Source organism: Chitinophaga sp. Cy-1792 (genome assembly GCF_011752935.1).
GTDB lineage: Bacteria > Bacteroidota > Bacteroidia > Chitinophagales > Chitinophagaceae > Chitinophaga.
In genome coordinates, this window is sequence record NZ_VWWO01000002.1 from 1,530,913 (window position 1) to 1,556,654 (window position 25,742).

Here is a 25,742-nt window from a genome sequence, read left to right on the forward strand (position 1 = left end):
AATTATTGATCATGCTGAAGAATACATGTTTTTTATTGCTGGGATTAGCCCTGTATACCCAGGGTATCAAAGCCCAGGACAACAAACCTTTTATTGCACCACCTTACCTGCAGATAGGCTACCAGCCTGCTCCGGGATCTATGGAGCTGCTCTGGCACAGCGCCGACAGCAGCGCGGCCTGGGATGTGGAACTGAAAACAGCCGGTACCACCAGCTGGAAGAAAGCTGCCCGCCCGGAAGCTACCCGCGTGGCGGTGGCCAATATCGGTACACACTTCGTATACAGAACACTGGTGGCCGGCCTTCCTGCCGGTAATGATTTCGATTACCGTGTACTGAAAAATAAAAAGGTGGTATTCACCGCTACAGGTAAAGCGCCGAAAGAAAAAGACCAGTCTTTCCGTTTCGTGGCTTTCGGTGATATCGGTGCCGGCACACCCAGCGCAAAAGCGCTGGCACTGCGCGCCTATGAAGCTAAACCTGACCTGGTGGTGGTACCGGGAGATATCGTTTATGAGAGAGGGTTAATATCTGAATACAGAACTAATTTCTGGCCGGTATATAATGCAGATGCTGCTAACACCGAAGGTGCACCACTGATGCGTTCCATTCCGTTCGTAGCGGCAATGGGCAACCACGACGGCGATACCAGGGATCTCAACAGCTACCCGGATGCATTGGCCTACTATGCTTTCTGGGATCAGCCGCTGAACGGATTACAGGCTGCTGAAGGCAGTGCCGTAGTACCTTTCATCAAAGCAACGCCGGAGAATAAAAAAGCGTTCGAAACCGCTGCTGGCAAAGCCTACCCGGTAATGAGCAATTTCTCCTTTAACTATGGTAACATACACTGGACTTTTATCGATTCAGATACCTATGTAGACTGGACAGACAGCGCTTTGCTGAAATGGGTGGCCAACGACCTGCAATCAGCGAAAGACGCTACCTGGAAGATCGTCGTATTTCACCATCCGGGCTTCAGCTCTTCCAGAGACCATTTCGAACAACAGCAGATGCGGTTGTTATCACCCATCCTGGAAGCGGGTCAGGTAGATGTTGTGCTGAATGGCCACGTACATAACTATCAGCGCAGTTTCCCGATGCACTTCGCACCGGAGAAAAAAGGAACCTTACTCGTAGGAGGGAAAGATAATAAAACCATCCGTGGCCGCGTAGTGCCTGGCAAATGGACACTGGACCATAACTTCGACGGACATACGCAAACAAAACCACAAGGCATTATATACCTGGTAACAGGCGCCGGCGGACAGGAACTCTACAACGAAGATCAACAGGAAGATACTGACTCATGGCAGAAATTTACCTATAAGTTTATTTCTTCCATTCACTCTTTCACCGTGGCAGATGTCAATGGCGGTAAACTGACCTTCCGCCAGATTTCTGAAGAAGGAAAGGAACTGGATACCTTTACCATTACGAAATAATGAATGAGGGTGTCTCGACGGGAATTCCATTATAGCCTACATTTTTTGCCTTTGCAACCGATCTCTGCTCAGTAGAGATCGGTTGTTGGGTTCTCTCTATTAAATAGAGACGGCGGGGGCGCCAGTCAGGTTATGGTTGAGACATCCTTATTTTACCAATGAAATGAAAAGGTATGGAGTCCTTCCTTATATTCATAATAGGGAGAGATACCTGAGGCGATACATATCTGCTTTACAATAGATAGGCCTAAACCATTATTGTCATTATTGACTGCATCTTTATAAAACCTGGAAAAAAGCTTTTCACTGTCTAAAGCCCCGCCGTTGCCGGTATTGGAGACATGCAGTACATTACTTTCCTGCACGATACGGATCATTCCACCTGGCCTGTTATGCCTGCTGGCATTGCTGAAAATATTATTGAGCAGGATCTCCAGCAGATCACCATTCATCTTTATAAAAACCGGTGATACTACCAGGCTATACGAAATATCACTATCTTCCCAGAGCTCTTCAAACTGACTAACTTTTCGTTGTACCGTGTGGTGCAGTGAAAGCTCCTGCTGATCGCTGAACTGGTTGTTTTCAATCTTTGTAAGCAGCAATAGCGACCGGCTTAATCCCGAGAGTCGTGTAACTGCGCTATAGGCTTCTGCCACCAGTTCTGTTTGTTCTTCGGTGAGGTTGTCCTGCTGAATCAGTACATCCAGCTTGGAGCGTATGATAGCCAATGGTGTCTGGAATTCGTGGGAAGCATTTTCCGTAAACTCCTTCAGTAGCCGGTATTCCTTGCTGGCATTGGCTGTTACCAGTTGCAGCTGTTCATTCATAATACTGAACTCCTCGATATTACTTTTTTTGAACTCTACTGCGCTGGTGTTATTCAGTCTGAAATTTTTTAAGCTGTTGAGCGTACTGTAAAACGGCCGCCACAAACGCGATACAACAAACCGGTTTACAATGGCCAGCATCAGTAACAGCACCAGTATCATGGCCATGGTTAGCAGCATGACGGTATAGGTGATGTGCCTGATACCTTCCACAGGCTTACTGATGATGATCTTGTAGTGTTGCTGATCAAGGGCGACAAAAAAGGTGAGGGTATGTCCGATATGTTTCCTGCCTTTAACGCTGATGCCATTTTCTACATTGGTAATTCTGGGCGCTGCAACAGGTTCGTTGGATGGTACGATCGAAACCTGTGTATTGTCGTACGGAGAAGGCGCCGGAAGGGCATGGTGCGTTTGTACGTAAGCGTTAGTCTGCTCCATGGCATAACCCAGGCTCTCATCCAGTTCATACAGCAACACTTTTTTCGTCAGCGTATAGCTGGCAATACCGGAGAGAATAAAGAGCAGGGTGAGAACGATAAAGTTATGCCGGTTATAATGTACGATCAGCTTCATGCGGGCAGCGTTTCATCCACGATGAATTTATATCCCATGCCATAAACGGCCTTGATATAATCCGGGCAACCTTTTTCCATGAGTTTTTTCCGGAGATTTTTGATATGTGTGTAGATGAAATCGTAACTATATCCCAGCGAGGCGTAATCTTCCCAAAGATGCGCTGCGATGGCTTCTTTGGTGATGATACGACTTTTGTTGCTGATGAAGTAGAGTAGTAGTTTAAATTCTTTTTTAGTGAGATGAATATCTGTTGTACCTACTTTTACTGTTTTGTCGAGGAGATCAACTGTTATTTTATCGAATGTGACTGCATTGTTTCCATCGAAGTTTTTCCTGCGGATGATAGAGTTGATGCGGGCAGTCAGTTCGGCAAGATGAAAGGGCTTGGTCAGGTAATCATCCCCTCCCAGTTGCAGGCCGTTGATTTTATCATCCAGTGAATTTCTGGCGGAGATAATAATAATGCCGGCCCCGATTTTTCGTTTTTTCATCACTTGTAGTAAATCCAGCCCGCTGCCACCTGGCAGGTTGATGTCCAGTACAATACAGTCATAGTCGCTACTGGACAGCATGTCTTGTCCTTCGTTGTAGTTATAGGCAACATCACAAAAAAAGTTGCTTTGCTGGAGGTAACTATGTATACTTTTGGTCAGCGACTGCTCGTCCTCAATTATTAGTAATCTCATGGTGTGTAGGCGTAAAGCTGCATTTGCAGCAAATACAAAATTGGGTAAATAAGCAGTAGGAATATGTTAAGTTAGCATGAAATTTTATGGTAGAATTTCTGGAGAAACCAATGCCGGAATGTCCGATAGCGAACATCCTTTTGTACCGGGAATGGACATATGCGTTTTTATTTAATTTTTAATTAGTTAGATAGAATGGCATTATATGGAGGCATTTTCTTTGGAAATACCTTTTGTAAATACTGGCATTATGCTACGCAACTACTTTAAAATAGCATGGCGGAATCTCTGGAAGCACCGGTTGTTTTCAGTGATAAATGTTATCGGCCTGGGCCTGGCTATGGCGATGTGTCTGCTGATCATCATTCAGATACAGGCGGGCTTTGAGCGGGATGGGTTTCACCCTTACCCGGACCGCACTTATCGTATACTCACGGACGTTACTGCCAAAGATGATAAAACCTATTCACTGGCCAGTACGCCGCAGCCATTGGCTGAAAAGCTAATGACAGAGCAGAGTGGGATAGCAGCCGTGGCCCAGGTAATCCGTGGGTTTGGTGGTTCTTTCAGTAACCGGGTGAAGTCTTTGCCTGCCTGGGGACATTATGTAAGCCCGGATTATTTCAAGGTATTCGGTTTTCCGCTGGAAAAGGGGCAACCTGCTGTTGCGCCCTATACAGTTGTATTGTCGCATGAAACAGCCGAAAAATTCTTCGGTGATGCCGATCCGGTGGGTAAAACCCTCGAAACGAAAGACCAGGGCGTATTTACGGTGAGTGGTGTGTTTGCACCACTAGGCAATAAACAAACCCACCTGGATGCGGATATCGTAGCATCGATGGCTACCTGGCCCTTGCTTAACCCCACCCAGGCGCAGGACGACTGGTTAAACTATAACGCCTATACGTACGTATTGCTCAACAAAGGAACGCCGGTTTCCCAGCTGGACAACATCCTGGCGGAGGTACGGGCTGATAATAGAAAACATGTTGATTTTACTGCCTATAAAGATCACCATTTTGAGTACCAGCGGCTGAAGGATATCTCTCCTGATTTCCGGGGGCTGATCAATAATCCCGGTGTAGAACCCTGGTTTAAGCTCCTGGTAAATGCGATTATGGTGTTGGTGATCATCTCCCTGGCCATATTTAATTATATCAACCTGACGCTTACACGTTCTTTAAGCAGGACCCGGGAAGTTGGTGTACGTAAGGTGGCCGGCGCTACCCGCTGGCAGCTGATCATGCAGTTTCTGACAGAAAGCACGCTGATTGCCTTTTGTGCATTGCTGATAGGTGTACTTGGACTGTACACCATGAAATCGTTTATTCATGCCCGTTGGATGATCTGGGAAGTGCAGCATCCTGCAGTATTATGGCTGTCGTTCGCAGGTTTTACACTTTTCACCGGACTGATAGCGGGTACTGCCCCGGCCAGGATCATGTCGGCGGCTAAGCCGGTGGCCATTCTTAAAGGAACACTCGGGCCTGCGGGTTTCGGGAAGATAGGATTACGTAAAGCCCTTATCGTAACCCAGTTCGTAGTTTCCCTCGTATTCATGGTATTTACCGCCATTATGTATAGCCAGTTCCGTTATATGGCTACAGATAATGACAATTTCAACCGTAAAGGTATCCTCAATATACCATTGGCAGATGGTACCAACTACCGGCTGCTACATAATGAGGTGGCTCATTTGACTGGGGTAAGCAGTATCGGTGCCACTTCGGCGCCATTAAACGAAGGAGCGGCCCGTACGAAGCTCACGCGCAACAGCCGCACCAAAGCAGGCATGGACCCATTGGATGCCTATACCTATTCGGTAGATGCCGGCTTTATCCGTAATATGAAACTCTCTTTTGTAGCAGGTAGCAACCTGCCGGAAAATGATATGGATACCGCTAAAGGACATTTTGTAGTCATCAATGAAAAGGCCGTACAGTCGCTGGGGTTAACCGATGCTAAAAGCAGTATCGGACAAACGATCCTGCTCGACAGTACCGAAAAAATCGTTGCCGGCGTAGTAAAGAATTTCAACTTCATGCGCTACGAAATGCCGGTGGTGCCACTGGTGCTGCAATATGATCCTGCTGCTTTCAAAACATTATCCCTGCTGGTACAGGCTGGAACGCCGAAGGAGGCCATCACGGCATCTTTACAAAATATCTGGAAGCGCCTGTACCCATACGAACCTTTCCAGTACAGCTGGTACGAACAACAGCTGTATGACCGCTATATGGAGAATGAAGACCTGAAACTCTTTGGTATCATCATTATGATCGTTTTTGTGATCGCTTCATTGGGTATGCTGGGCGTAGTAACCCATACCACAGAAAAGCGCGCCAAAGAGGTGGTGATACGCAAGATAATGGGAGCAGGCATTGTACAGGTGATGCGGCTGTTGTCCTGGAGTTTTGTGAAGCTGATCATCATTGCCACCCTAATAGGTTTGCCACTGGGCACCGTGCTGGGATCCTTATTCCTGCATATTTTCACCTGGCATGCTACACCGGGCATCGCCATTTATGTGGCTTGTATCAGCAGTCTGGCCGTTGTATGCTTTTTGACGATTGGGGTACAGGTATACCGCACTGCCTTGCTGAATCCGGCACTGGCATTGCGGCAGGAGTCATAAATAATTTTTTGTGTAATATTTCAGTGAGTTGACAAGGCGGCTAATGGCCGCCTTGCGTATGTAGAATTATTTGTATATTTGTTGTAGACCCTGGAACAACTATATATTTAATCCCTATATTTTTAAGAAGATGATCAGGTATCTCAGCAAAATTGAGCAAGACAGATATTTTTATCTGGGATATAATCTCGCTTTTAACTCCACCACCAAAAGAAAAAACTGGAACAACATATTTGCATCATGGATGGAAGCTGCCCGCAGCGGCCATAAAAGGGCCCAGTTTTATGTAGGTACCTGCTACGACCACGGAAATGGAGTCAGAAAAGACCTTCAGGAGGCCTTCAATTGGTATTTGAAAGCTGCCCGGCAAGGGCATATGGAATCCCAATTCAATATTGGCTTTTTTTATAAAAACGGAGATCTGGGAACGAAGGATTACAAAAAGGCGGTCAAATGGTACACATTGGCAGCTGTCCAGGGAGATACCGAAGCACAGCGGGATTTAGGCTACTGCTACTTTTATGGCGAAGGAGTAAAGGAAAACCAGCAGACAGCTGTTTACTGGTATAAACGTGCGGGGCAGAAAAATGATGCCAAAGCCTTATATAACCTGGGACTTTGTTATAAGTGGGGGGATGGTGTCAAACAATCTACCCGCTGGGCAAGGTACTATTTTGAGAAGGCAAAGCACTTCGGGCACGAGCAGGCCGAGGAGCAGCTGAACGAGTTAAGCAGCTGGTGACGCCCGTTTCATAAGGCGTGCTAACCCTTACCACCCTACGAACTTTTCAAGATCCTTTACTTTTCTTAATCCATTCCCTATATTTGTCGTGTTATAAGTGCTGTCAGCAACTAATCAGGAGGTACATACCAACAGGAAGTCAACCGCAGTGAGCAATCAGTCATCAGTAATACGCTGCAGCAGCCAACAATTTGCCAGATATAGGATTTGCCTACTATTCTTACATATCAGGATAATGACCTGCTTCAGCGCATCGCCAGCGGTGATGAACAGGCTTTTGCGGTATTCTTCCGGGAAACAGCCCCGTTGATCCGTGCGCATATTTTCACCATTTTAAAAGAGGAAGAAGACACGCTTGAAGTATTACAGGAAACATTTATGCGTGTGTGGCTCCAACGGGAACGGCTACCTGCTATTGAATTCCTGCTGGCCTATATTAAACAGATTGCGGCCCGGAGATGCTTTACCCTGCTGCAAAAGCGTTTGCTAAGGGAGAAACATCTGCCACCGGCCCCCGAACAGCTGAACAACGAAAACGAAGCAGAAGAAATGCTCGCCTTTAAAGAGTCGCAGCAAATACTCAACAGTGCCATCAATGAATTACCGGATCAACGCCGGCAGATATACCTGTTAAACAGGTACGAAGGACTTACCAGTTTAGAAATAGCCACCAGACTACAGCTATCGCATAGCTATGTCCGGAATGCGCTCAGCACCGCCAACAAACAAATAAGAGAAAAGCTCCGTAATGCAGGTAAATACCTGCCATCGTTTTTCCTCTGAAAATCCGCTGAAATTTTTTTTTAAAGAGATAAGTACAAGCAGTTCACTACCAGGGTTAAGTAGTGGAAGGCTAATTTTTTATTCATGCAGTATGACCGGATAAATTACCTGCTACAGCAATATATAGCAGGAAATATGAATGAACAGGAACAGGAAGAACTCCGTCTCTGGATGGCAGATGATGCCAATGAGGCGGCTTTCGTGGCTGTTTTCAGCAGCATGACAACTGATCCGGCCACTATAAAGCCTTATGATAGTCAGCTGGAGACTGTCTTACAACAGATCCTGGCCAGCAGCCATCAGATTACTCCTTCCCGCACGATGAGGCCTTACCGTTGGTGGGCGGCCGCTGCGGCAGTGGCACTACTCATTGGTGGCACATGGCTGCTATGGCCAGCTTCACCCAAACATTTGCCTGTGGCTGAATTAGCGCCAAAAGACATAGCTCCCGGCCATGCCGGCGCCATCCTCACCCTCGACGATGGCTCCCAGGTAGTGCTGGATAGTATGGGCAACGGCGTCGTAGCTAACCAGGCAGGTACACAGGTGGTCATAAAAAATGGCCAGCTCCAATACGATGCTACCGCCAATAACGCCACCGTAGTCTATAATACCATGACCACCCCCAACGGCCGCGTATACACGCTGATGCTGCCGGACGGATCAAGAGTATGGCTCAACGCTGCCAGCAGCCTGCGTTTCCCAACAGCCTTCACCGATGGCCACAGAGAGGTCACGCTCTCTGGTGAGGCTTACTTTGAAGTAAATGCCAACGCACACCAGCCTTTTACGGTAGTCGCCGATAATATGAAAGTAGCGGTACTTGGTACCAGCTTCAATATACAGGCATATAAAAATGAGCAGGTACAGGCTACCACACTGATCAGCGGAAAAGTAAAAGTAACCGCCGACAACGAAACACAAACATTACAGCCCGGACAGCAGGCCACACTCAGTGATAAACTCCAGGTCAGTACAACCGCTGACCTCTACCAGTCTGTTGCCTGGAAAGAAGGTGTATTCAGCTTCGACGGCATGTCACTGCCGGAAGCCATGCGCCAGATAGAAAGATGGTATAACATTACCGTGATATATGAAAATGGAATTCCTGATATCCATTTCGGCGGAAAGGTAACTCGCAATGCCTCCCTCCATGATTTGTTACATATCCTCAGCAGAGCAGAACTCAAATTCAGACTAACAGACAACAGGCTAATTATTATGAAATAAATACACATAAAATTTTTTGCCTGAAAAAACAAAGCCGTTCCAGGGTGAGAGCTGAAACGGCGGAGTCCAGGTATAAAAACCAGATACAGCTTTTATTAACCAAAACCTTAACAAATCTATGAAATTAAGGCCAAGGGAGAAATATTCTCCCGGTGTAATGCTATTGTCGCGCAAAAACGTGTTGTTTATGAGATTCCTTGCCGGCTTCCTTCTTGCTGGATGCTTACAGGTCCATGCCAGAACTGCCGCCCAGACAGTTACGCTTTCCTGCAGTAACCTGTCGGTGAAGAAAGTTTTTGAGAGAGTAGAACGTCAGACAGGACTCGTCCTGTTCTACAACGAAGACATCCTGTCGGGTATCAGACCTGTTACGGTAGATGTCCATGCTATGCCCGTAAACAGTTTCCTGTCGCTGCTGTTCGGGAAAGAACCGATCTCCTGGGAGATCGTAGGAAATAATATTTCCCTTTCCCGCGCAAAGGTACCGTTACGTGTACTCGCTGTGCCCATGCTGACGGATAGCCTGGCGCCGGTAAACGGCGTACTGACCGACGAACAGGGAAAACCAGTACCAGCGGCCACTATCCGCGATAAGGAAACCGGCATGACCTGGTTTTCTGACGATAAAGGGAATTTCAGAATTACTTCTGCCTGGCGTAACCATACCTACCAGGTTTCCTGCCTGGGCTTCCGCCCGATGGAAATCAGGCTGGACGCCAGCGGACAGCCTATGCGTATCGTGATGGTAAGCCTGGTGAATCAGCTCAATGCCGTAGCGGTAGTGAGTACCGGTTACCAGACCATCCAGCGGGAACGTGCCGCAGGTTCCTTCTCCACTGTATCGGCTGATGATCTGAACGGCAAGCTCCAGACCAATATCATGGAGCGCCTCGAAGGTATGGCCCCCGGACTCACCACTTATCGTGGCACCCCGCAGGTACGTGGCGTATCTACTGTAAATGGTAACAGTGCCCCGTTATATGTGGTAGACGGTGTGCCTTATGAAGGCTCCATGGCTGCGCTCAACCCCGCTGATATCGAAAGTGTCAATATCCTGAAAGATGCCAGCGCAGCTTCTATCTATGGTGCAAGAGCGGCAAACGGTGTAATCGTTATCGTTACAAGAAAGGGTAAAACAGGCGCCACTACCATTTCATACAATGGTACCCTTAAAATGACGCCATTGCCCGGCAGAAGCTATATGAACCTGATGTCCAGCAGAGAGCTGGTGGATTTTCAGCAGGAAATGTTTAACTATAACTCCGGCAGCCCGAGCGCTATAGATCCACGTAAAGGCATGAACGACGTATATGCGTTGTTGTATAAACGTAAAGCCGGTACCATTTCAGAAGAACAGCTGCAACAACAGCTCGACGTCTATAGAAACCAGGATCGTTACGATCAGGTACTGGACGAACTCGTACGTAAGGTAAGTCTGCAACATCAACATAACATCAGCATCTCCGGGGGATCAGAAAAATATAAATTTAATCTCTCCGGAAATTATCTGGGCAATAGCCCATATGAAAAAACACAGGGTAACCCTTCCCGTTATGGCTACAATCTCCGTAACCAGTTCAACCTGACCAAATGGTTTAAAATGGACGTTGGCTTACTGGGAAGCTATACCCGTGAAGATTATAATAATGGATTCTCCGGGTATAATAACCTTGTTGGCGGACTAAACAGAACTAAGGCATCTTACTATATGCTACGCAATGCCGATGGTACACCCGCACAATGGATTGGCGCCAAATCACAGTATGAGATTGATCGCCTGAATAGCCTGAGGCTCCAGGATGAAACCTATCGTCCGCTGAATGAAATTGGCAGGACTCACCGCTATGCCAATACGAAATATACGAACCTGAACATCGGTGCACAGTTCAGCCTGGCGCCGCACCTGAACCTGGAACTGCGCTACCAGACGGAAAGAACAGAAGGATATACGAAACAGTACTTTTCCAAAGACGCACTCACCGTAAAAACACAGATCAACGACGCCACGGTGATAGATAATACCGGCAAGGTGATCAACTATATCCCTGTTGGTGGCCAGGTAAGCGAAATCCGCAACGACATGAACTCCTATACCATGCGCGGCCAGCTGAACTATGCCAATATCTTCCGCAATAAACATGAAGTGAATATCATCGCCGGTGCAGAAAGAAGAAAGATCGCTAAAACCGGCACCGATATTTACAAATACGGCTATGATGATTATAACCTGAACTATAAGCCGGTAGATGAACTGCTGCTGAGCACCTATATCTATAATACACAGGCCCTGTTCAAACAATTCAATCTGGCCCGCGCTGAAAAAGGATTCTCTGTTGCGGACGACAGGTTTGTATCTTTCTATGGAAATGCTTCCTATACCTTCGACCGGAAAATTACTGCCACCGGAAGTATCCGCATGGACCAGTCTAACCTTTTTGGCACCGACCCCCGCTATCAGTATAAACCGCTATGGTCTGCCGGCTTGTTGTATGTAGTGAAGGAAGATGCCTATGGCTGGCTCGACAGGCTCGCTGTCAGAACAACCTATGGTATCAATGGTAATATCGCCAAAAAAGGCGGCCCATACCTGATTACAAAAGACGATAAACAAACAAACTACTGGACAAATGAATTTCAGTCGTATGTTGTAAGTCCGCCAAATTCAGGCCTGCGCTGGGAAAAAACGAATGTGACCAACATCGGCATCGACTTCTCTGTCTTGGAGAAAAAGCTCAGCGGTTCCATTGATTTCTATAATAAAAGTACCAAAGACCTGTTAGGTGACCTGACCGCTGACCCAACCATCGGATGGGACGCTATTACCGTTAACTATGGAAGTATGTTTAATCGTGGGGTAGACCTGAACCTGACTGGCCGCATACTGCGTACAAAAGATTATTACTGGAATACAACGGTCAACTTCAACTACAATAAAAATCAACTTACCAATTTAGAAAATTCACTGAACGATATCTACTACTACCTGAACGGCCCACAGAACAGGATCGGTAAACCAATGGGGTCCTTGTACAGCATACGCTATGCCGGCCTTGATGAAAACGGCCGCCCGCAGGCATATACAGCTGACGGAAAGATCGTGAAGTCTTTACAGGACCTCACTGTTAAGGATCTTAAGTATGAAGGAACTTCCGTGCCGCCATATTCCGCTTCCCTGCTGAATACCATTGGTTACAAAGGATTTGAGCTGTTCTTTATGTTCACCTATTATGGTGGTAGTGTGATGAGAGACGTGAAAACCACCTATCTCAACATGTTGCCGGAGCTGAACTATACGTATAACATGGAGCGCAATACGCTTAATTACTGGAAGAAACCAGGGGATGAAAAGAATCCTGATATGGGCCCGGCTTACCAGCGCGGTGCTTCGTATGTAACTACCTTCCTATGGGATGCAGCAGATAAGCATGTCCGTAAAGCAGACTATGTCAAGTTAAGAGACATAACACTGAGCTATATACTGCCTGCAAAGCTCGTGCACAAAGCAGCATTCCAGTACGTGAAGCTAAGTTGTCAGGTCCAGAATGCATGGCGTTGGACTAACAATCCTCAGCATCTTGATCCTGAAGTATGGGATGGTACTACGTTATCTTCTACCCGTGGTATTCTTCCACCGGCAACGTATACCATTGGCCTTTCTGCGAATTTTTAAAAAAGTAATGATCTATGAAGAAGATAGTAATATTATTGATTTCTATTAGCGTTGTGGCGGGACTTTCTTCCTGTCATAAGTTTCTCGATATTAAACCCAAAGGCTACACGATACCGCAGTATTATGAAGACTATGCCAAGCTGATGAACAGCATGGACCTGGTACGAGTATCCGCTGCATACCCCAACTACCTGACGGATGATGCAGCAGCAGGAGAGGATAATGATGTGACAGTAGGCGCCAGCTACCTGGATATGTCCGACTATAAAAAGGCATTATATTCCTTTCAGCCGGGCGCCGTATTTTCTGCCGGCAGCATGGATCCGCTGTGGGAGCCCGCTTACAGCCATATCTATACTTACAATATCGTGATAAATAATATCATGGCAGTACCGGATGCTACCGATGGTGATAAAAAGCAATTAAGGGCGGAAGCGTTGGTAGGACGCGCATTGGAATTTCTCAACCTCGTCAATGCCTATGCAAAACATTATGATCCCGCCACCGCTGCTACTGATTACGGTATTCCATTGGTGCTGAGCGAAGATATAAACGCATCGTATAAACGAAATACCGTACAGGAAGTATATGATAAAATCAAAGCTGACCTGGAAGAAGGGCTGAAAGACTTACCTACAAAGCCTAAGAACATCTTTCGTCCGTCTAAAAGTGTGGGTTATTCCTTCCTGAGCCGCATGTACCTGTATATGGGCAGGTATGATGATGCCCTGAGTAATGCCAGGTCGGCATTGGCACTCAATAATAACCTGCTCGACTACACGCTGTATACCAATATCGATGGTATAACCTTCGGGCGCGTTTGCCTGACCAGCGATAACACCCAACGTTTCCCGGACGCCAATCTCAGTTCTGAAAGCATTTGGGTAAAGCTTGGAAGTGCCTCATCTTCTTCCGTGAATGCAGCAGTATATGCAAGCGACGACCTGCAGCAGGCTTTTGGCCGTAATCTGCCCGCTAATGCCACGGATATGCGCTGGCAGCTGTTTTTCTGTCATGGACAAAGTGCCTTCGGACTGGATGTAGTGAAATTCCCGGGCCGTCATCTGTATGCGCCGTATATAGATTTTAATCTTGGATTAAGCAGCGGCGAGATTTACCTGGTAGCGGCAGAATGTGAGGCACGTGTTGGCGATAAAGACCAGGCGCTTAAATACCTGGATGCTATCCGTAACAAGCGTATCAAAAATAATCAGCCGCTGGTGGCAGCCTCTAAAGACGAGGCCCTGCAACTGGCTTTGGATGAGCGCCGCCGTGAAATGTGCCTGGTAGGATGCACCCGCCTGATCGACTTGAAACGTTTGAACAAAGATCCCCGTTTCGCTAAAACGGTGACGCATAAACGTGGAACGGTAACCTATACACTGGCGCCTAACGATAATAAATATATCCTGCCGGTACCACCAAAAGTATTGGAGTTTAACCACGACATGCCATTGTACGAAAGATAATCGCTATAAAATATTTTTATGAAGATGAAGAATATCCGGATATTCCTGCCGCTGTTGCTGCTGCTGATCAGCGTTTCCGCCCTGGCACAGGAAGGTATCCAGTTTAATAATATGAGTTTTGCCGACTTGAAGGCAAAAGCCGCAGCAGAGAAAAGGCTGATCTTTATTGACTGCTATACTTCCTGGTGCGCACCCTGCAAATGGATGGACCAGAACGTATTTACGCTGCCGGAAGTGGCAGCGCAATACAACGCGAAATTTATCAACGCACGTTTTGATATGGAGAAAGGTGAGGGGCCTGAACTCCGCAAACAGTATAACGTAAGTTCTTTTCCTACCTACCTGTTTATCGATGCCACAGGTAAACTGGTATACAGGTCGGGCTCCCGCATGACGGCTGCAGAATTTATGGCAGTAGGAGAAAATGCCGGTAACCCGGCGAAGAGCCTCGCTGCCATGCGTGAAAAGTATGATGCCGGTAACAGGGAAATGCAGTTCATGCTCGACTACTTCGATGTATTGCAGGATAACGATCGCCAGGCCGCTTCGCAGCTGGGAACAGAAATCAATGCCACCTTCCCGGAGAAATACCTGGCCACTCCTGTTGGCTGGAAAGCCATACAGAAAACAGCGTATAGTGCAGAAGACAGACTGGGTGCATGGTTTATGCAACACCAGGGCGACTTCAAAACGATTGCCTCCAAAGGCGCTATCGACTCGCTGTCAGACAGAATGGTCGCCTATCAGTTGTATAGCTATGTACGTAATAATAACGACAGTGCATTTCTTCGCCGCGTGAAATATTTCACCGGATCGAAAATGCTGAGTCGCCAGAAAGATGGTGTGATGCAGGAAGCAGAATACCTGCTGGCCCGTGAGCGTTATGCCGATTTCAATAAACTCGCAGCCAGGTCCCTGAAAGGCCTGCTGAAAGATGATGCGGATAAACTTAGTTTCCTTGCACGCCGGGCAGAGTATAAAGGTGAAGGACAGCCTGCCGTACAGCAGATCGCCTATGAAATGGCGAAACGTGCAGTAGTACTGCAACCGGGAGAATATAGTACCCAGAGTACACTGGCGCAGCTTTGTCTGACTACCAGGAAAAAAGAAGAAGGACTCGCTGCTGCAAAAATTGCGTATAGCCTTGCAGGTACCACCAAAATAGAGGGATTGGTGAATAAGCTGATCGCTAAGCTGGAAGCGTTGTAATACTTATATAGAAGCGGAGGTCTCATATATTAACGGGTGATAGCCCACCGCGCGCAGCGCGGAACAGACCAACCGATACCGAAGGTATCGGTTGCAAAAAATAAAATTATTATAGAGACCTCCGCATTTTTTAATTGAATAAAAATTCATCTGCAAAGACCCACGCATGCTTGCCTTTTCCCGGATGCCAGGCCGGAATAACAACTGGTGTCATCACTATCTTCATACAAGATACCTGCGTAGTCGCAAACGTGCAATCTATATTCATGGCCGTAACAGGATCATCTTTTTTATTCGGAGCAGGAATCACCTTCTTCAGCAACCGTAGATGCTGTGCATCACTGCCACCCCATATTTCCACCTGTTGTGGCAGGAAGATATAGGAATTAATGTTATGGATAGTGCCTATGGTCACTGATCTGACAGGTACTTGCTGTGGAAAGCTAACCATTGCTTCCAGTTTGTTTTTCGTATAGCCGATCCATTTACCATTGCCGAAGTCTGTACCGCCTTTCTGTCCATCAATCAGTGTCTTGCCGCCTTCGGCGAGATAGGTACCTTCCGGTTGATTGAGCAGCAGCACACTGTCCGGAACATAAGTCGTTTTGCTGAACGACAGCTGCAGCGGATCACTGGCATACCAGCCCTTCTTGCAGGCAATAGCACGTATGGTCATATTATCCGTAATCACCAGGCTATCTTTAAATACCGGCGACTGCGTACTGTCAGGTGGGGTGCCGTCAGTAGTATAACGTATTTCAACTCCTTTTACCGGATGCTGCATTTTTAACGTCATGGTATTCCTGAAAACCGCTGCTGTATTCAGTACTACAGGCTGATTGAGTTTCAGTTGTTCCCCCTGGTCGTTGGTAAACCCTCTTACGATATTTACCTTACTGAAGTTTTTTTGTACCTGCGCGAAATCATTTGCCGACAGGCTGGTGTTCCACAGGAAAAGCTCCTGTAAAGCAGGAGCAGACTTCAACTGCTGCAACTGTTGCTGTGTTACCGGCGTACCGGATAGGGAAAGACTTTTCAAATGAGGCAGCTTAGCCAGTGCTGCCAGTGTATTCCCTGTAATATTGGTGAAGCTCAGGTTGAGCACCCGCAATTCTTTGAATTGAGCTAGTATATCCAGGTCAGCATCCTGTACCGGCATTTTCTGCAGGTGCATTTCTATCAGCTGCGCCTTCAGCGGTAACAACTCACTGACAGACTGAATATTGAATTTGTCTTTGTTGTACCAGTTCGCTACCAGCGGAGCGGCATGTAACGATATCGGATATACGACGCGGTAATTATTACTCAGCTTTTGTACCAGTTTATCATCTGCGGCAGCAAAATCATATACTGGTTCTGGAGAAGCAGATGGCTGTAAGCGGGTGGTGGCCAGCATTCGCAGACTATCATGCGCTGGCAGTGACGCAACAGCTGCTTTAAAATCTGCACCATCCCTGATCCAGTAATAAAGGATATTAACCTCTTCATCGGTGAGCTGCGACTTACCGGCAGGAGGCATATGTTTTTTATCATCTGTAGGTAGATGCAGGCGTTCTATCAGCAGGCTTACCGCAGGGTTGCCCGGAATAAACAATTTTCCGCTTTTGCCGCCTGCCAGCAGCTGTTGCGGTAATTCCATGGAGAGACCACCTTTTGCTTTGCCGGCATTATGGCAATTCATGCATTTCTCTTGCAGGATGGGTTTTACAAGATGTTCATAGGCGAGGGCTTTCCCGAAAGGCACGGTGCTATTGCGCGGTGTCACCGGAGCAAGCACGAAGTTATTGCCATGTGTGATGTCGGCGCCCCAATGGCCGGTCAGGAGCAGCAATATAACCGTTAGTATGGCGCCGGTTTTCGGTAGCCAGGCCTTTGCATATCCACGCAGCCAGTACAGCGCCGAAGCAGCCCATAAAACGGTCATGCCGCCCCATTTATGCCATTGGATATTTCCATCGCTGGTATACCCATCTTCCCGGGCGAGGAGCAGCCCCATGATAACGGTAACGCATGTACTGAGCGCCGCCGCCAGGAGCAGCCAGGAAGTGAACTGTATTTTCCACTGGTTGACAGCGGGGTCACGGAGTTGTATGAACAATAACAGGGCGCCCAGCATGAGTAATACAATCGGGAAATGTAGTACCAGCGGGTGCATGCGCCCCATCACCTGTAACCAGGCTGGTACAGCGATGTTGCTGCCTGCAATAAATAACACCAGTGCAAAGCTATTGGCAGCAAATAGAAGCTGACTGCCGGCATCCTGCCATCGGATACGATTCCATTTCATCATACCCTCCTGAGTTTATATGGATACACTTTACCGGCGGCCCATTGTGCCACGTAAAGGTTTTCATCATTATCCACGCATACGTCATGCGGATGAACAAAGATTTTTTCCGCCTGTTGCATCGGTTGCAGCTGCTGTCCGTTATATACCGGCGCAGTACCGCCTATGTTGGATACCACACGGTTGTTTTTGTCGAGAATGGTAACAAAACCGCTGCCGCTGATATTCATATCAGGAGAGCGTAATACGGCAGCGTACAGATGATCGCCTTTGATCACCGGCCGGCAAACACATGCACCTGGCAATGCTATTACTTCCTGTAATTGTCCATCCATGCTGAAACGCTTGAAGCAGTTACGGGTACGGTCGGTGATAAGCAGGGTAGGAGCGCCGTTGCGCTTGTCGATGCAGATGCCATGGGCATTATCCAGGTGTGCATCTCCTTCGCCTCTTCCACCGAAAGTATGCAGCAGCTTGCCATTGCGGTCGTAATGCATGATGTATTGCGCGCCATAGCCATCGGCGATGTAAATGTCGCCGTTGTCGGCTATCGTCGTTTCTGTCGGTACAAATTCTTCTTTCTTTTTGTAGAAACCTGTTTCGACGGGATAGTCGATGGTCATCAGGATTTTCCCGTCCATCGTGGTTTTATACACCTGGTGTTTATCTGTATCGGTGATGAACAGGTACTCTGTGCCATTTTCGTTGCTGAGCGTTAGTCCGTGTGCACCGGGAAATTCATGTCCCCAGTATTCCAGTAGTTTACCGGATTTATTGTAGATGAGGATGTTGTTTTTTGTTTCATTGGTGAGCAGGATGATGCGGCCTTTTTTGTCCTGTACCATCTCGTGGCAGTCTTTCACCGGATGGCGGCTGCTGTCGAGGTTTCCCCAGCTGGTGTCCAGTGTGTAGCGCATGCCCTGGTGGCCGTAAACAGGGCCTTTCGGACGCGCAAAGAGGTCGCGGGAAATATAGAATGATGCAGCAACTAACGCTGACGACTGTATGAATTTTCTTCTCTCCATTAATATTTATTTATTAGGCCATCAGTCCCGGTATAACTTTCCCGGCAACATCTGTGAGGCGGTAACGGCGCCCCTGGTGTTTGAATGTGAGCTTTTCGTGGTCGAGTCCCATAAGATGTAGTACGGTGGCATGAAAATCGTGTACATGCACGGGGTCTTTGGTGATATTGTAGCCAAACTCGTCGGTTTCTCCATATACGATACCTGGTTTTACGCCACCACCGGCCATCCATATGGAAAAGCAGCGTGGGTGGTGATCACGGCCGTAGTTGTCTGTTGTTATTTTACCCTGGCAATAATTTGTTCTGCCAAATTCACCGCCCCATATTACCAGTGTTTCATCCAGCAGGCCGCGTTGCTTAAGGTCTGTGATGAGTGCAGCAGAGGCGCGGTCTACGTCCATGGCTTGCCCGGCCATGTCGTTAGGCAGGTTGCCATGCTGGTCCCATCCCTGGTGGTAGAGCTGTACGAAGCGTACACCATTTTCCGACAGCTTTCTTGCCAGCAGGCAATTGGCTGCAAAGGTGCCGGGAACAAGACATTCGGGGCCATATAGTTTGATGATATCGTCAGATTCTTTGGAGAGATCGGTGAGTTCCGGAACTGCTGTCTGCATACGGTAGGCCATCTCATATTGCTGGATTTTGGTGCTGATCTCAGGGTCACCAAAGTCTTTGTACGATTGATCATTGAGTGCTGCCAACTGATCGAGCATCTGGCGGCGGTTAGCCATGTCGATACCATCAGGGTTATTGAGGTATAACACAGGGTTATCGCCACTGCTGAATTGTACGCCCTGGTGAATGCTGTCGAGGAAGCCATTGGACCATAGTTTGGAATACACGCCCTGGCCATTGCCTTTACCGCGCGAGAGTAACACACAGAATGCCGGCAGGTTTTTGTTTTCGCTGCCTAGGCCATAACTCATCCAGGAACCAAAGCTGGCACGGTTTCCCTGCTGTGCACCTGTCTGGAAAAAAGTAAGGGCAGGGTCGTGGTTGATCGCCTCGGTAAACATAGATCGTACGATGCAGATATCATCGACAATTTTAGCCGTATGCGGGAAGATATCGCTTACCCATGCACGGGCTTCTCCATATTGTTTAAAATCGAAATGAGAGCCTACCAGCGGAAACGACGACTGGCCGGCGGTCATGCCGGTAAGTCTTTGCCCCATCCGGATAGATGGCGGCAACTCCTGGCCCATCATTTCGCGTAGTTTGGGTTTATAGTCGAAGCTCTCCAGTTGCGAAGGTGCGCCGTTCTGGAAGAGGTAAATAATCCTTTTGGCTTTGGGTGCAAAATGTGGCATGCCGGGAATGAAGGGCGCCTCTTCCGCACTGCTGCTGTTAAACAGGCCAGGTATCAGCAAAGAACCTAAGGCCGCGCTTCCGATGCCTAAACTTAGCCGCGACAGGAATTTACGGCGGTTCATGTTCAGGTGATGCTCCAGGAATTCGTTTTTCATCGTGTCAGTTTTTTAATAGAAAATGATGGTGTAGCGAATAAGATCATCACCAGCTTATGTCTTGGACAATGTTTCTTCCAGGTTATAAATGGTGGTGATAACCTGCATCATGGCCGCCCAGGAGGCCTGGTCCAGGTTCGTTGCCATCGGGTATTCTCCGTGGTGCAATAGTTTGGCAGCATTTGCGGGCTGCTTTTTATAATAGTCCTGTTGTTGCTGGTAGTATTTCAGCAGGGTGGCTGTTTCGGATGGTTGTGCGGTGCGACAAACAATCAGATGAAAGGCCTGCTGAATCTGCTGCTGGGTGGCGCCGCCCTGCTGCATTAGGCTGGAAGCCAGTACCCTGGAGGCTTCCAGGACGGTAGGGTCGTTGAGCATCATCAGTGCCTGCAGTGGTGTGTTGGTGGCAGCGCGTTTCACTTCGCACTGATCACGGTTGCTGGCATCGAATATCATCATGGAAGGCGGTGGTACTGTTCTTTTAATGAAGGTGTACAGTCCGCGACGGTATAGGCTTTTGCCATGGTCCTGCCGGTAGGTGGCCAGCTGTCCGCGGCCGGAGGTAGCCTGCTCCCAGAGTCCTTTAGGCTGGTAAGGTTTTACGCTGGGCCCACCAACCTCGTGTACCAGTAGCCCGCTGCTTTGTAGTACAATATCACGCACGGTTTCTGCCGGCAGCCTGAAACGCGGCCCCCTGGAAAGATAGATGTTCTCCGGGTCGGCTTTCAATTTTTCCGGGGTGATAACGGCAGACTGCCGGTAGGTGGCCGACATCACCAATTGTTTCACCAGTCTTTTTATATTCCAGCCATGTTGCTCAAAGTCCGCTGCGAGCCAGTCGAGCAGGGCGGGATTGGTAGGCAGGTCGCCCTGCATGCCGAAGTCGCCGGTACTTTTCACGATGCCTCTGCCAAAAAATTCCTGCCATAACTGGTTCACGTATACACGTGCTGTCAGTGGGTTTTTAGCGTCAAACAACCAGTAGGCGAGGCCCAGCCTGTTAGCCGGATAAGCCGTATTGCTGAAAGGCAGTATAGCCGTTGGCGTGCCTGGCATTACTTCAATGGTAGGGTTGTCGTAGTTGCCACGGCCAAGGATATACGTTTTCCTGGTGGTATCTCTTTCGCCCATCACTGATACAATCAGCCGGTTGGTATCCTGCTTGTTGAGGAAATGCAGTACACCCTGAAGATCTTCTTTTGAAATCTCCATAAAAGGCTTTTTAGCATAGGTTTCAGGGCCGCCAACAACAGATTCCAGTCCTACTTCCTTTACGTTATTGAAGAAGGCAAAAAGCTGGTAGTATTCCTTTTGTGAAAAAGGATCATATTTATGATCGTGACAGTGGGCGCACTCTATGGTTACGCCGAGCAGACTTTTCCCGAAGGTATTGGTGCGGTCTGTCACGTATTCGATACGGTATTCTTCATCTATCACACCACCTTCTTCCGTAATTTTATGGTTGCGGTTAAAGGCGGATGCCAGCAGTTGTTCCCGGGTAGCGTTGGGCATCATATCCCCGGCGATCTGCCAGGTCACAAAATCCTTGTAGGAGAGGTTGGTATTGAAAGCGTGTATTACCCAGTCGCGCCATGGCCACATACTGCGGTAGTTATCGTCCTGGTACCCGTGAGAATCTGCGTAGCGGGCTACGTCCATCCAGTGGACAGCCATTTTTTCGCCGTAGGCGCTGTCCTGCAGCAGTTCATCTACCATTCGTTCATAGCCATTGGCGCTGGTATCGCGGGCAAAGCGCTCCATTCGTTCAGCCGTGGGCGGTAGTCCGGTAAGGTCAAGGGAGAGGCGTTTGAGCAGTCGCTCCTGGTCGGCAACGGGATTGGGGGAGAGCCCTTTTTCCTTCATTTTCGCCAGCGTAAAGGCATCTATTTCATTGCGGGCCCATTTAGGGTCTGTCACCACTGGTATCGCTGGCGACACCGGCGCTACAAAAGCCCAGTGAGGCTTGTATTTCGCACCCTGTTTGATCCACTTTTCTATCAGCTTCACTTCAAAACTGCTGAGCGCCATATTGGAAGATGGGGGTGGCATACGCATGGAGGTGTCTGTGGAGCTGATGCGCTGGAATACCGCGGAGGCCATGGGGTTTCCCGGTACCAGGGCATGGGCGCCAGGCGCATCGCGCAGCGCTTTGTAGGCGCTGTCGCCAATATCGAGACGTAACCCTGCTTCGCGTTTGTTGGCATCGGGGCCATGACATGCAAAACACTTGTCGGACAGAATAGGCCGGATGTGGAAGTTGTAATCCACGATCTCCGGCATTGTTTCTGCCGAATTATCCTTTGCCGCCGGGTGGTTACAGGCGGTACAAAGGGTGAGGATGCAGGCTGCTGCCTGTACATAACGCTGGAACATAATAGCTGTAGATGATTGTTCACTATGAATCTTAATATAATACTTCGTCCTGTTCTGGTATCGCGGTCCTGGTGTCGGAGGGAGCTATGTTATTTTGTCCCCTGGTTGATGTTTTCTTCTCACTTTCTAGCTAGCCAACAATAAGTTCATATGTATGAACATAAACAAATATAACGGTTCAATTTGCAATTCAGGCGAAAGGGGATATTTTTTTGATGAACGGTAGTCAGAAAACAGAGAGAAGCCTGCCAGGAGGATCTCTCAAAAGATAGTATCAGCAGGAAGCCCCGCGCGCAGCGCGGGGCTTCCTGCTGATACCGAAGGTATCGGATTGCCCAATCCATTATAGCATAGTATATGGTTATTAAACTAGAACCTGTCTACTTCCATAATTGCTGCTGCAAAAGCCGCTGGCGCTTCCTGCGGCAGATTATGGCCGATGCCTCCCGTTAGTGTTTTATGAAGATATTTACCGGTAAATTTTCCTGCGTAGGAATTTTCAGGTGGATGTGGCGCCCCGTTGGCATCGCCTTCCAGCGTAATGGCTGGTACGTTGATAGCAGGAGCAGTGGCTAATTTGCGTTCAAGTGCATCGTACTGGGTTTCTCCATCCGCCAGTCCTAATCTCCAGCGGTAATTATGTACCACGATCTCCACATGGTCCGGATTACTGAATGCTGCCGCACTTCTGTTAAAGGTGGCCTCATCGAAGTTCCATTTCGGAGAGGCCGTTTGCCAGATGAGTTTTGCAAATTCATTGGTATGCTGTGTGTATCCTGCTTTTCCTCTTGCTGTAGCAAAATAATACTGGTACCACCATTGCTGTTCTGCCGCAGGCAATAATGGTGTGCCGGCTGTATCCCTGTTTCCGATCAGGTAACCGCTGACGGATACCAGCCCTTTGGTTCGCTCCGGCCATAGGGCTGCGATAATATCCGCTGTTCTTGCGCCCCAGTCGCAGCCGCCGATGATAGCCCGCTCTATCTTTAAGGCATCCATCAGTGCGATGATATCGGCAGCAATCGCTGATTGCTGGCCATTACGCATTGTTTTTTCAGAAAGGAAGGTAGTACTGCCGTAACCCCTGAGATAAGGAACGATCACGCGATAGCCTTTGGCTGCAAGGATAGGTGCCACTTCCGCATAGGTATGGATGTCGTATGGCCATCCATGCAACAACAATACCACAGGACCATTCGCCGGGCCAGCTTCGGCATAGCCTACATTCAGTACACCGGCATTTATCTGTTTTATATGCTGGAAAGATGCACCACTGTTGTTGCTGTTATTGGTCTTTTCTGTTGCTGCTGTAGCGGTATTTGCTTTTGCCGCAACTGGCAGTCCGAACAGGGCCAGTTCTGATGCTACCAGGAATTTTGCTGCGCTGCTGAGGAAGTTACGACGGTTGTATGTATTTGCTGATGACATGATAAAGGGTGTTTTACTGTGATGATGTAAAAGTACCTGGGAGCGGGCATGTCATCCCTACCGAACCCGCTGAACCGGACAAATAAGGGGGTGATTCCGGCATGGCAGGGAGGGAAAAAAGAAGCCCGTCTCTACAGCATAGAGACGGGCCGGTATATTCCTGATGCGTATTATTAGTTGGTGTAGCCGGTATTCTGCGTCAGCACGGCACCGGTATTCTGGGTGATCTCGGTAGAAGGAATAGGCCAGAGGTTGTGGTAGGTCTCTATGGACAAACCGGATTTAGGATTGTACCTTTTATCACGGTCATAGAGCAGGCCCATCCTGGTAAGGGTTACCGCCCTGAATTCTTCCATATACAACTCACGGAGACGCTCATCCAGGATATAGTCGATATTCATTTCAGCGGCGGTAGCTGGTGTGGCTTGTGCCCTGTTACGGATAACGTTGATATCATCTGCTGCTTTCTGGTTATCGCCTTTTTTAAGATAGGCTTCTGCCCTTAATAGGTAGGTTTCTGCCAGTCGTGCCATATACTTCTGCATAAACAACCGGGAAGCGCCATTCAATAATATACCGCCGAAAGGATTGGTGGTATTGGTCAGCACAGAAGGTCCGGCAACAGCAACGAAGTCTCCTGCTGATGGCGACGTTTTCCTGATCACCGGATAGAAATTACGGATAGTATCCCTGTAATCTGCCGGTTGTACTTTATCCTTGTAGCCATCTTTTACGTACCATTTGCCATAGTCTGGAGAAGTGGATGGTACACCGGAAATGCGGATATCTCTTACTATATTATTGGGAGAATTGCGGATATCTCCCGGTGTCCAGATCTCATAGAAAAAATGCGAGGTAGGTCTTATCCAGCCAATACCATTGGAAGAAGTACTGTCTACAAATTTAGCATTGAAGAGCACCGACATCTTAGTTTTGGTAACCGATTCCACAATTCTTACCCCTGTTAAGCTGGGAACCACTGCCCAGGCGGTCTGGTCGCCAACGGAGGCGGAGTTGTTCAGCGTAGTTTGAATGACCAGCAGTCCTTCGTGGTTGCCGGTACTGTAGTTCTGGTTATTGTATTCAAACAGATCGCGGTAAACATCTCCCTGTAAATTAGCTCTTCTTCCAAACCTGCCGGTCATCAGCGACACGCCAGGAAAGCTGATGACATCCGTTGCGCTCTGGATGGCGCCATCATAATCTTTTAAAGAGATCAGTACTTCTGTCAGCACATGTTTGGCGATTTGTTTGTTGACAGTTCCATCCGGTACCTGGTTGATGTCAGACAATAAAGTAATGGCCTGCTGCAGGTCTTTTTTGCACTGGAGATAAACAGAATCCCTGCTGGCGCGCGTATAATCATAGCGCGGCGCGGAAAGTTCGTTTAGCTCTATCGGTACACCACCAAAGAGATTGGCCAGGATATTATAGGAATAGGCCCTGAAGAACAATGCCTGTCCGAGAAAACTATTTTTATCTGCATCACTCAGCTGCTTGGATTTGCCGGCTTCAGCAATGATAACGTTTGCATTCGTGATGATCTTGTAATAGGCTGTCCAGATGCCCTGGGGAATAAAATAGCTGGGCACCATGGTCGCTTTATAGGCATTCAGTTTGGCAGCAGGATCATAGTCGGTGGCATTATAGGCAAAATCTGTCGCGTAATACAGCCCGAAATATGTGTCCAGGTTGATATTGCCCATAAAGATATTTCTTACACCATTGTACAGGTTATTGGTAGCCTGCTGGTATTGTGTAGATGTCTGGAGCGAGTTGTCCGGTGTATAGATAGATAAAGGATCTTCGTCCAGGAAGCTTTTGCTGCAGGAAGATAATACTGCACCGATGCCAATAATATATAAGAGGAATCTTTTTTTCAT

The 25,742-nt window shown here is 48.1% G+C and carries 16 protein-coding genes; 8 read left to right on the forward strand and 8 right to left on the reverse strand.

Annotation, left to right across the window (positions count from 1 at the left end; genetic code table 11):
- Positions 1–11: 11 nt before the first annotated feature.
- Positions 12–1,445: a metallophosphoesterase gene (locus F3J22_RS20485; RefSeq protein ID WP_167019798.1), complete on the forward strand. Its 1,434-nt coding sequence runs from the start codon at positions 12–14 to the stop codon at positions 1,443–1,445.
- 152 nt (positions 1,446–1,597) lie between these two features.
- On the opposite strand, the gene F3J22_RS20490 is transcribed toward F3J22_RS20485, so the two are convergent.
- Together F3J22_RS20490 and F3J22_RS20495 are read right to left on the reverse strand one after the other, a co-directional pair.
- The gene (locus tag F3J22_RS20490; RefSeq protein ID WP_167019799.1) at positions 1,598–2,851 is read right to left on the reverse strand and encodes a HAMP domain-containing sensor histidine kinase; all 1,254 of its coding nucleotides are present in this window, start codon (positions 2,849–2,851) and stop codon (positions 1,598–1,600) included.
- On the reverse strand, positions 2,848–3,540 hold the full coding sequence (locus F3J22_RS20495) for a response regulator transcription factor (RefSeq protein ID WP_167019800.1): 693 nt from the start codon (positions 3,538–3,540) through the stop codon (positions 2,848–2,850). Before F3J22_RS20495 ends, F3J22_RS20490 begins: the two co-directional genes overlap by 4 nt.
- 250 nt (positions 3,541–3,790) lie before the next feature.
- Here F3J22_RS20495 and F3J22_RS20500 point away from each other — a divergent pair, with 250 nt between their 5' ends.
- The 7 genes from F3J22_RS20500 to F3J22_RS20530 all read left to right on the forward strand — a co-directional run bounded on the left by F3J22_RS20500 (position 3,791) and on the right by F3J22_RS20530 (position 15,278).
- Positions 3,791–6,175 (forward strand): ABC transporter permease, encoded by a 2,385-nt coding sequence (locus F3J22_RS20500; protein ID WP_167019801.1) that lies wholly within the window; start codon positions 3,791–3,793, stop codon positions 6,173–6,175.
- 130 nt (positions 6,176–6,305) lie between these two features.
- Positions 6,306–6,917, forward strand: coding sequence for a tetratricopeptide repeat protein (locus F3J22_RS20505; protein WP_167019802.1), 612 nt, complete (start codon positions 6,306–6,308; stop codon positions 6,915–6,917).
- A gap of 207 nt (positions 6,918–7,124) precedes the next feature.
- Positions 7,125–7,700: an RNA polymerase sigma factor gene (locus tag F3J22_RS20510; protein WP_167019803.1), complete on the forward strand. Its 576-nt coding sequence runs from the start codon at positions 7,125–7,127 to the stop codon at positions 7,698–7,700.
- An 84-nt stretch (positions 7,701–7,784) separates the two neighbouring features.
- The gene (locus F3J22_RS20515; protein WP_167019804.1) at positions 7,785–8,930 is read left to right on the forward strand and encodes a FecR family protein; all 1,146 of its coding nucleotides are present in this window, start codon (positions 7,785–7,787) and stop codon (positions 8,928–8,930) included.
- 118 nt (positions 8,931–9,048) lie between these two features.
- Complete coding sequence (locus F3J22_RS20520; RefSeq protein WP_167019805.1) at positions 9,049–12,600, forward strand: SusC/RagA family TonB-linked outer membrane protein; 3,552 nt, start codon at positions 9,049–9,051, stop codon at positions 12,598–12,600.
- A gap of 14 nt (positions 12,601–12,614) precedes the next feature.
- A complete protein-coding gene (locus tag F3J22_RS20525) occupies positions 12,615–14,069 on the forward strand; it encodes a RagB/SusD family nutrient uptake outer membrane protein (RefSeq protein WP_167019806.1) in 1,455 nt (484 codons plus the stop codon).
- An 18-nt stretch (positions 14,070–14,087) separates the two neighbouring features.
- The gene (locus F3J22_RS20530) at positions 14,088–15,278 is read left to right on the forward strand and encodes a thioredoxin family protein (protein ID WP_167019807.1); all 1,191 of its coding nucleotides are present in this window, start codon (positions 14,088–14,090) and stop codon (positions 15,276–15,278) included.
- Between the two features lie 130 nt (positions 15,279–15,408).
- Here the strand turns inward: F3J22_RS20530 and F3J22_RS20535 are convergent, their stop codons facing one another.
- The 6 genes from F3J22_RS20535 to F3J22_RS20560 all read right to left on the reverse strand — a co-directional run bounded on the left by F3J22_RS20535 (position 15,409) and on the right by F3J22_RS20560 (position 25,742).
- Positions 15,409–17,568 (reverse strand): c-type cytochrome domain-containing protein, encoded by a 2,160-nt coding sequence (locus F3J22_RS20535; protein WP_167019808.1) that lies wholly within the window; start codon positions 17,566–17,568, stop codon positions 15,409–15,411.
- Positions 17,565–18,590: a 6-bladed beta-propeller gene (locus F3J22_RS20540; protein WP_167019809.1), complete on the reverse strand. Its 1,026-nt coding sequence runs from the start codon at positions 18,588–18,590 to the stop codon at positions 17,565–17,567. Before F3J22_RS20540 ends, F3J22_RS20535 begins: the two co-directional genes overlap by 4 nt.
- Positions 18,591–18,603: 13 nt before the next feature.
- Positions 18,604–20,058: a DUF1501 domain-containing protein gene (locus F3J22_RS20545; RefSeq protein WP_167019810.1), complete on the reverse strand. Its 1,455-nt coding sequence runs from the start codon at positions 20,056–20,058 to the stop codon at positions 18,604–18,606.
- 54 nt (positions 20,059–20,112) lie between these two features.
- The gene (locus F3J22_RS20550) at positions 20,113–22,431 is read right to left on the reverse strand and encodes a PSD1 and planctomycete cytochrome C domain-containing protein (protein ID WP_167019811.1); all 2,319 of its coding nucleotides are present in this window, start codon (positions 22,429–22,431) and stop codon (positions 20,113–20,115) included.
- 369 nt (positions 22,432–22,800) lie between these two features.
- Positions 22,801–23,859: an alpha/beta fold hydrolase gene (locus F3J22_RS20555; protein WP_167019812.1), complete on the reverse strand. Its 1,059-nt coding sequence runs from the start codon at positions 23,857–23,859 to the stop codon at positions 22,801–22,803.
- Positions 23,860–24,032: 173 nt separating this feature from the next.
- Complete coding sequence (locus F3J22_RS20560) at positions 24,033–25,742, reverse strand: RagB/SusD family nutrient uptake outer membrane protein (protein ID WP_167019813.1); 1,710 nt, start codon at positions 25,740–25,742, stop codon at positions 24,033–24,035.

Excerpts from the sequence above, each read along its gene's own strand:
- F3J22_RS20485 (WP_167019798.1), top strand. The coding sequence starts at position 12 with ATGCTGAAGAATACATGTTTTTTATTGCTGGGATTAGCCCTGTATACC.
- F3J22_RS20490 (WP_167019799.1), bottom strand. The coding sequence starts at position 2,851 with ATGAAGCTGATCGTACATTATAACCGGCATAACTTTATCGTTCTCACC.
- F3J22_RS20495 (WP_167019800.1), bottom strand. The coding sequence starts at position 3,540 with ATGAGATTACTAATAATTGAGGACGAGCAGTCGCTGACCAAAAGTATA.
- F3J22_RS20500 (WP_167019801.1), top strand. The coding sequence starts at position 3,791 with ATGCTACGCAACTACTTTAAAATAGCATGGCGGAATCTCTGGAAGCAC.
- F3J22_RS20505 (WP_167019802.1), top strand. The coding sequence starts at position 6,306 with ATGATCAGGTATCTCAGCAAAATTGAGCAAGACAGATATTTTTATCTG.
- F3J22_RS20515 (WP_167019804.1), top strand. The coding sequence starts at position 7,785 with ATGCAGTATGACCGGATAAATTACCTGCTACAGCAATATATAGCAGGA.
- F3J22_RS20520 (WP_167019805.1), top strand. The coding sequence starts at position 9,049 with ATGAAATTAAGGCCAAGGGAGAAATATTCTCCCGGTGTAATGCTATTG.
- F3J22_RS20525 (WP_167019806.1), top strand. The coding sequence starts at position 12,615 with ATGAAGAAGATAGTAATATTATTGATTTCTATTAGCGTTGTGGCGGGA.
- F3J22_RS20530 (WP_167019807.1), top strand. The coding sequence starts at position 14,088 with ATGAAGATGAAGAATATCCGGATATTCCTGCCGCTGTTGCTGCTGCTG.
- F3J22_RS20535 (WP_167019808.1), bottom strand. The coding sequence starts at position 17,568 with ATGATGAAATGGAATCGTATCCGATGGCAGGATGCCGGCAGTCAGCTT.
- F3J22_RS20540 (WP_167019809.1), bottom strand. The coding sequence starts at position 18,590 with ATGGAGAGAAGAAAATTCATACAGTCGTCAGCGTTAGTTGCTGCATCA.
- F3J22_RS20545 (WP_167019810.1), bottom strand. The coding sequence starts at position 20,058 with ATGAAAAACGAATTCCTGGAGCATCACCTGAACATGAACCGCCGTAAA.
- F3J22_RS20550 (WP_167019811.1), bottom strand. The coding sequence starts at position 22,431 with ATGTTCCAGCGTTATGTACAGGCAGCAGCCTGCATCCTCACCCTTTGT.
- F3J22_RS20555 (WP_167019812.1), bottom strand. The coding sequence starts at position 23,859 with ATGTCATCAGCAAATACATACAACCGTCGTAACTTCCTCAGCAGCGCA.
- F3J22_RS20560 (WP_167019813.1), bottom strand. The coding sequence starts at position 25,742 with ATGAAAAAAAGATTCCTCTTATATATTATTGGCATCGGTGCAGTATTA.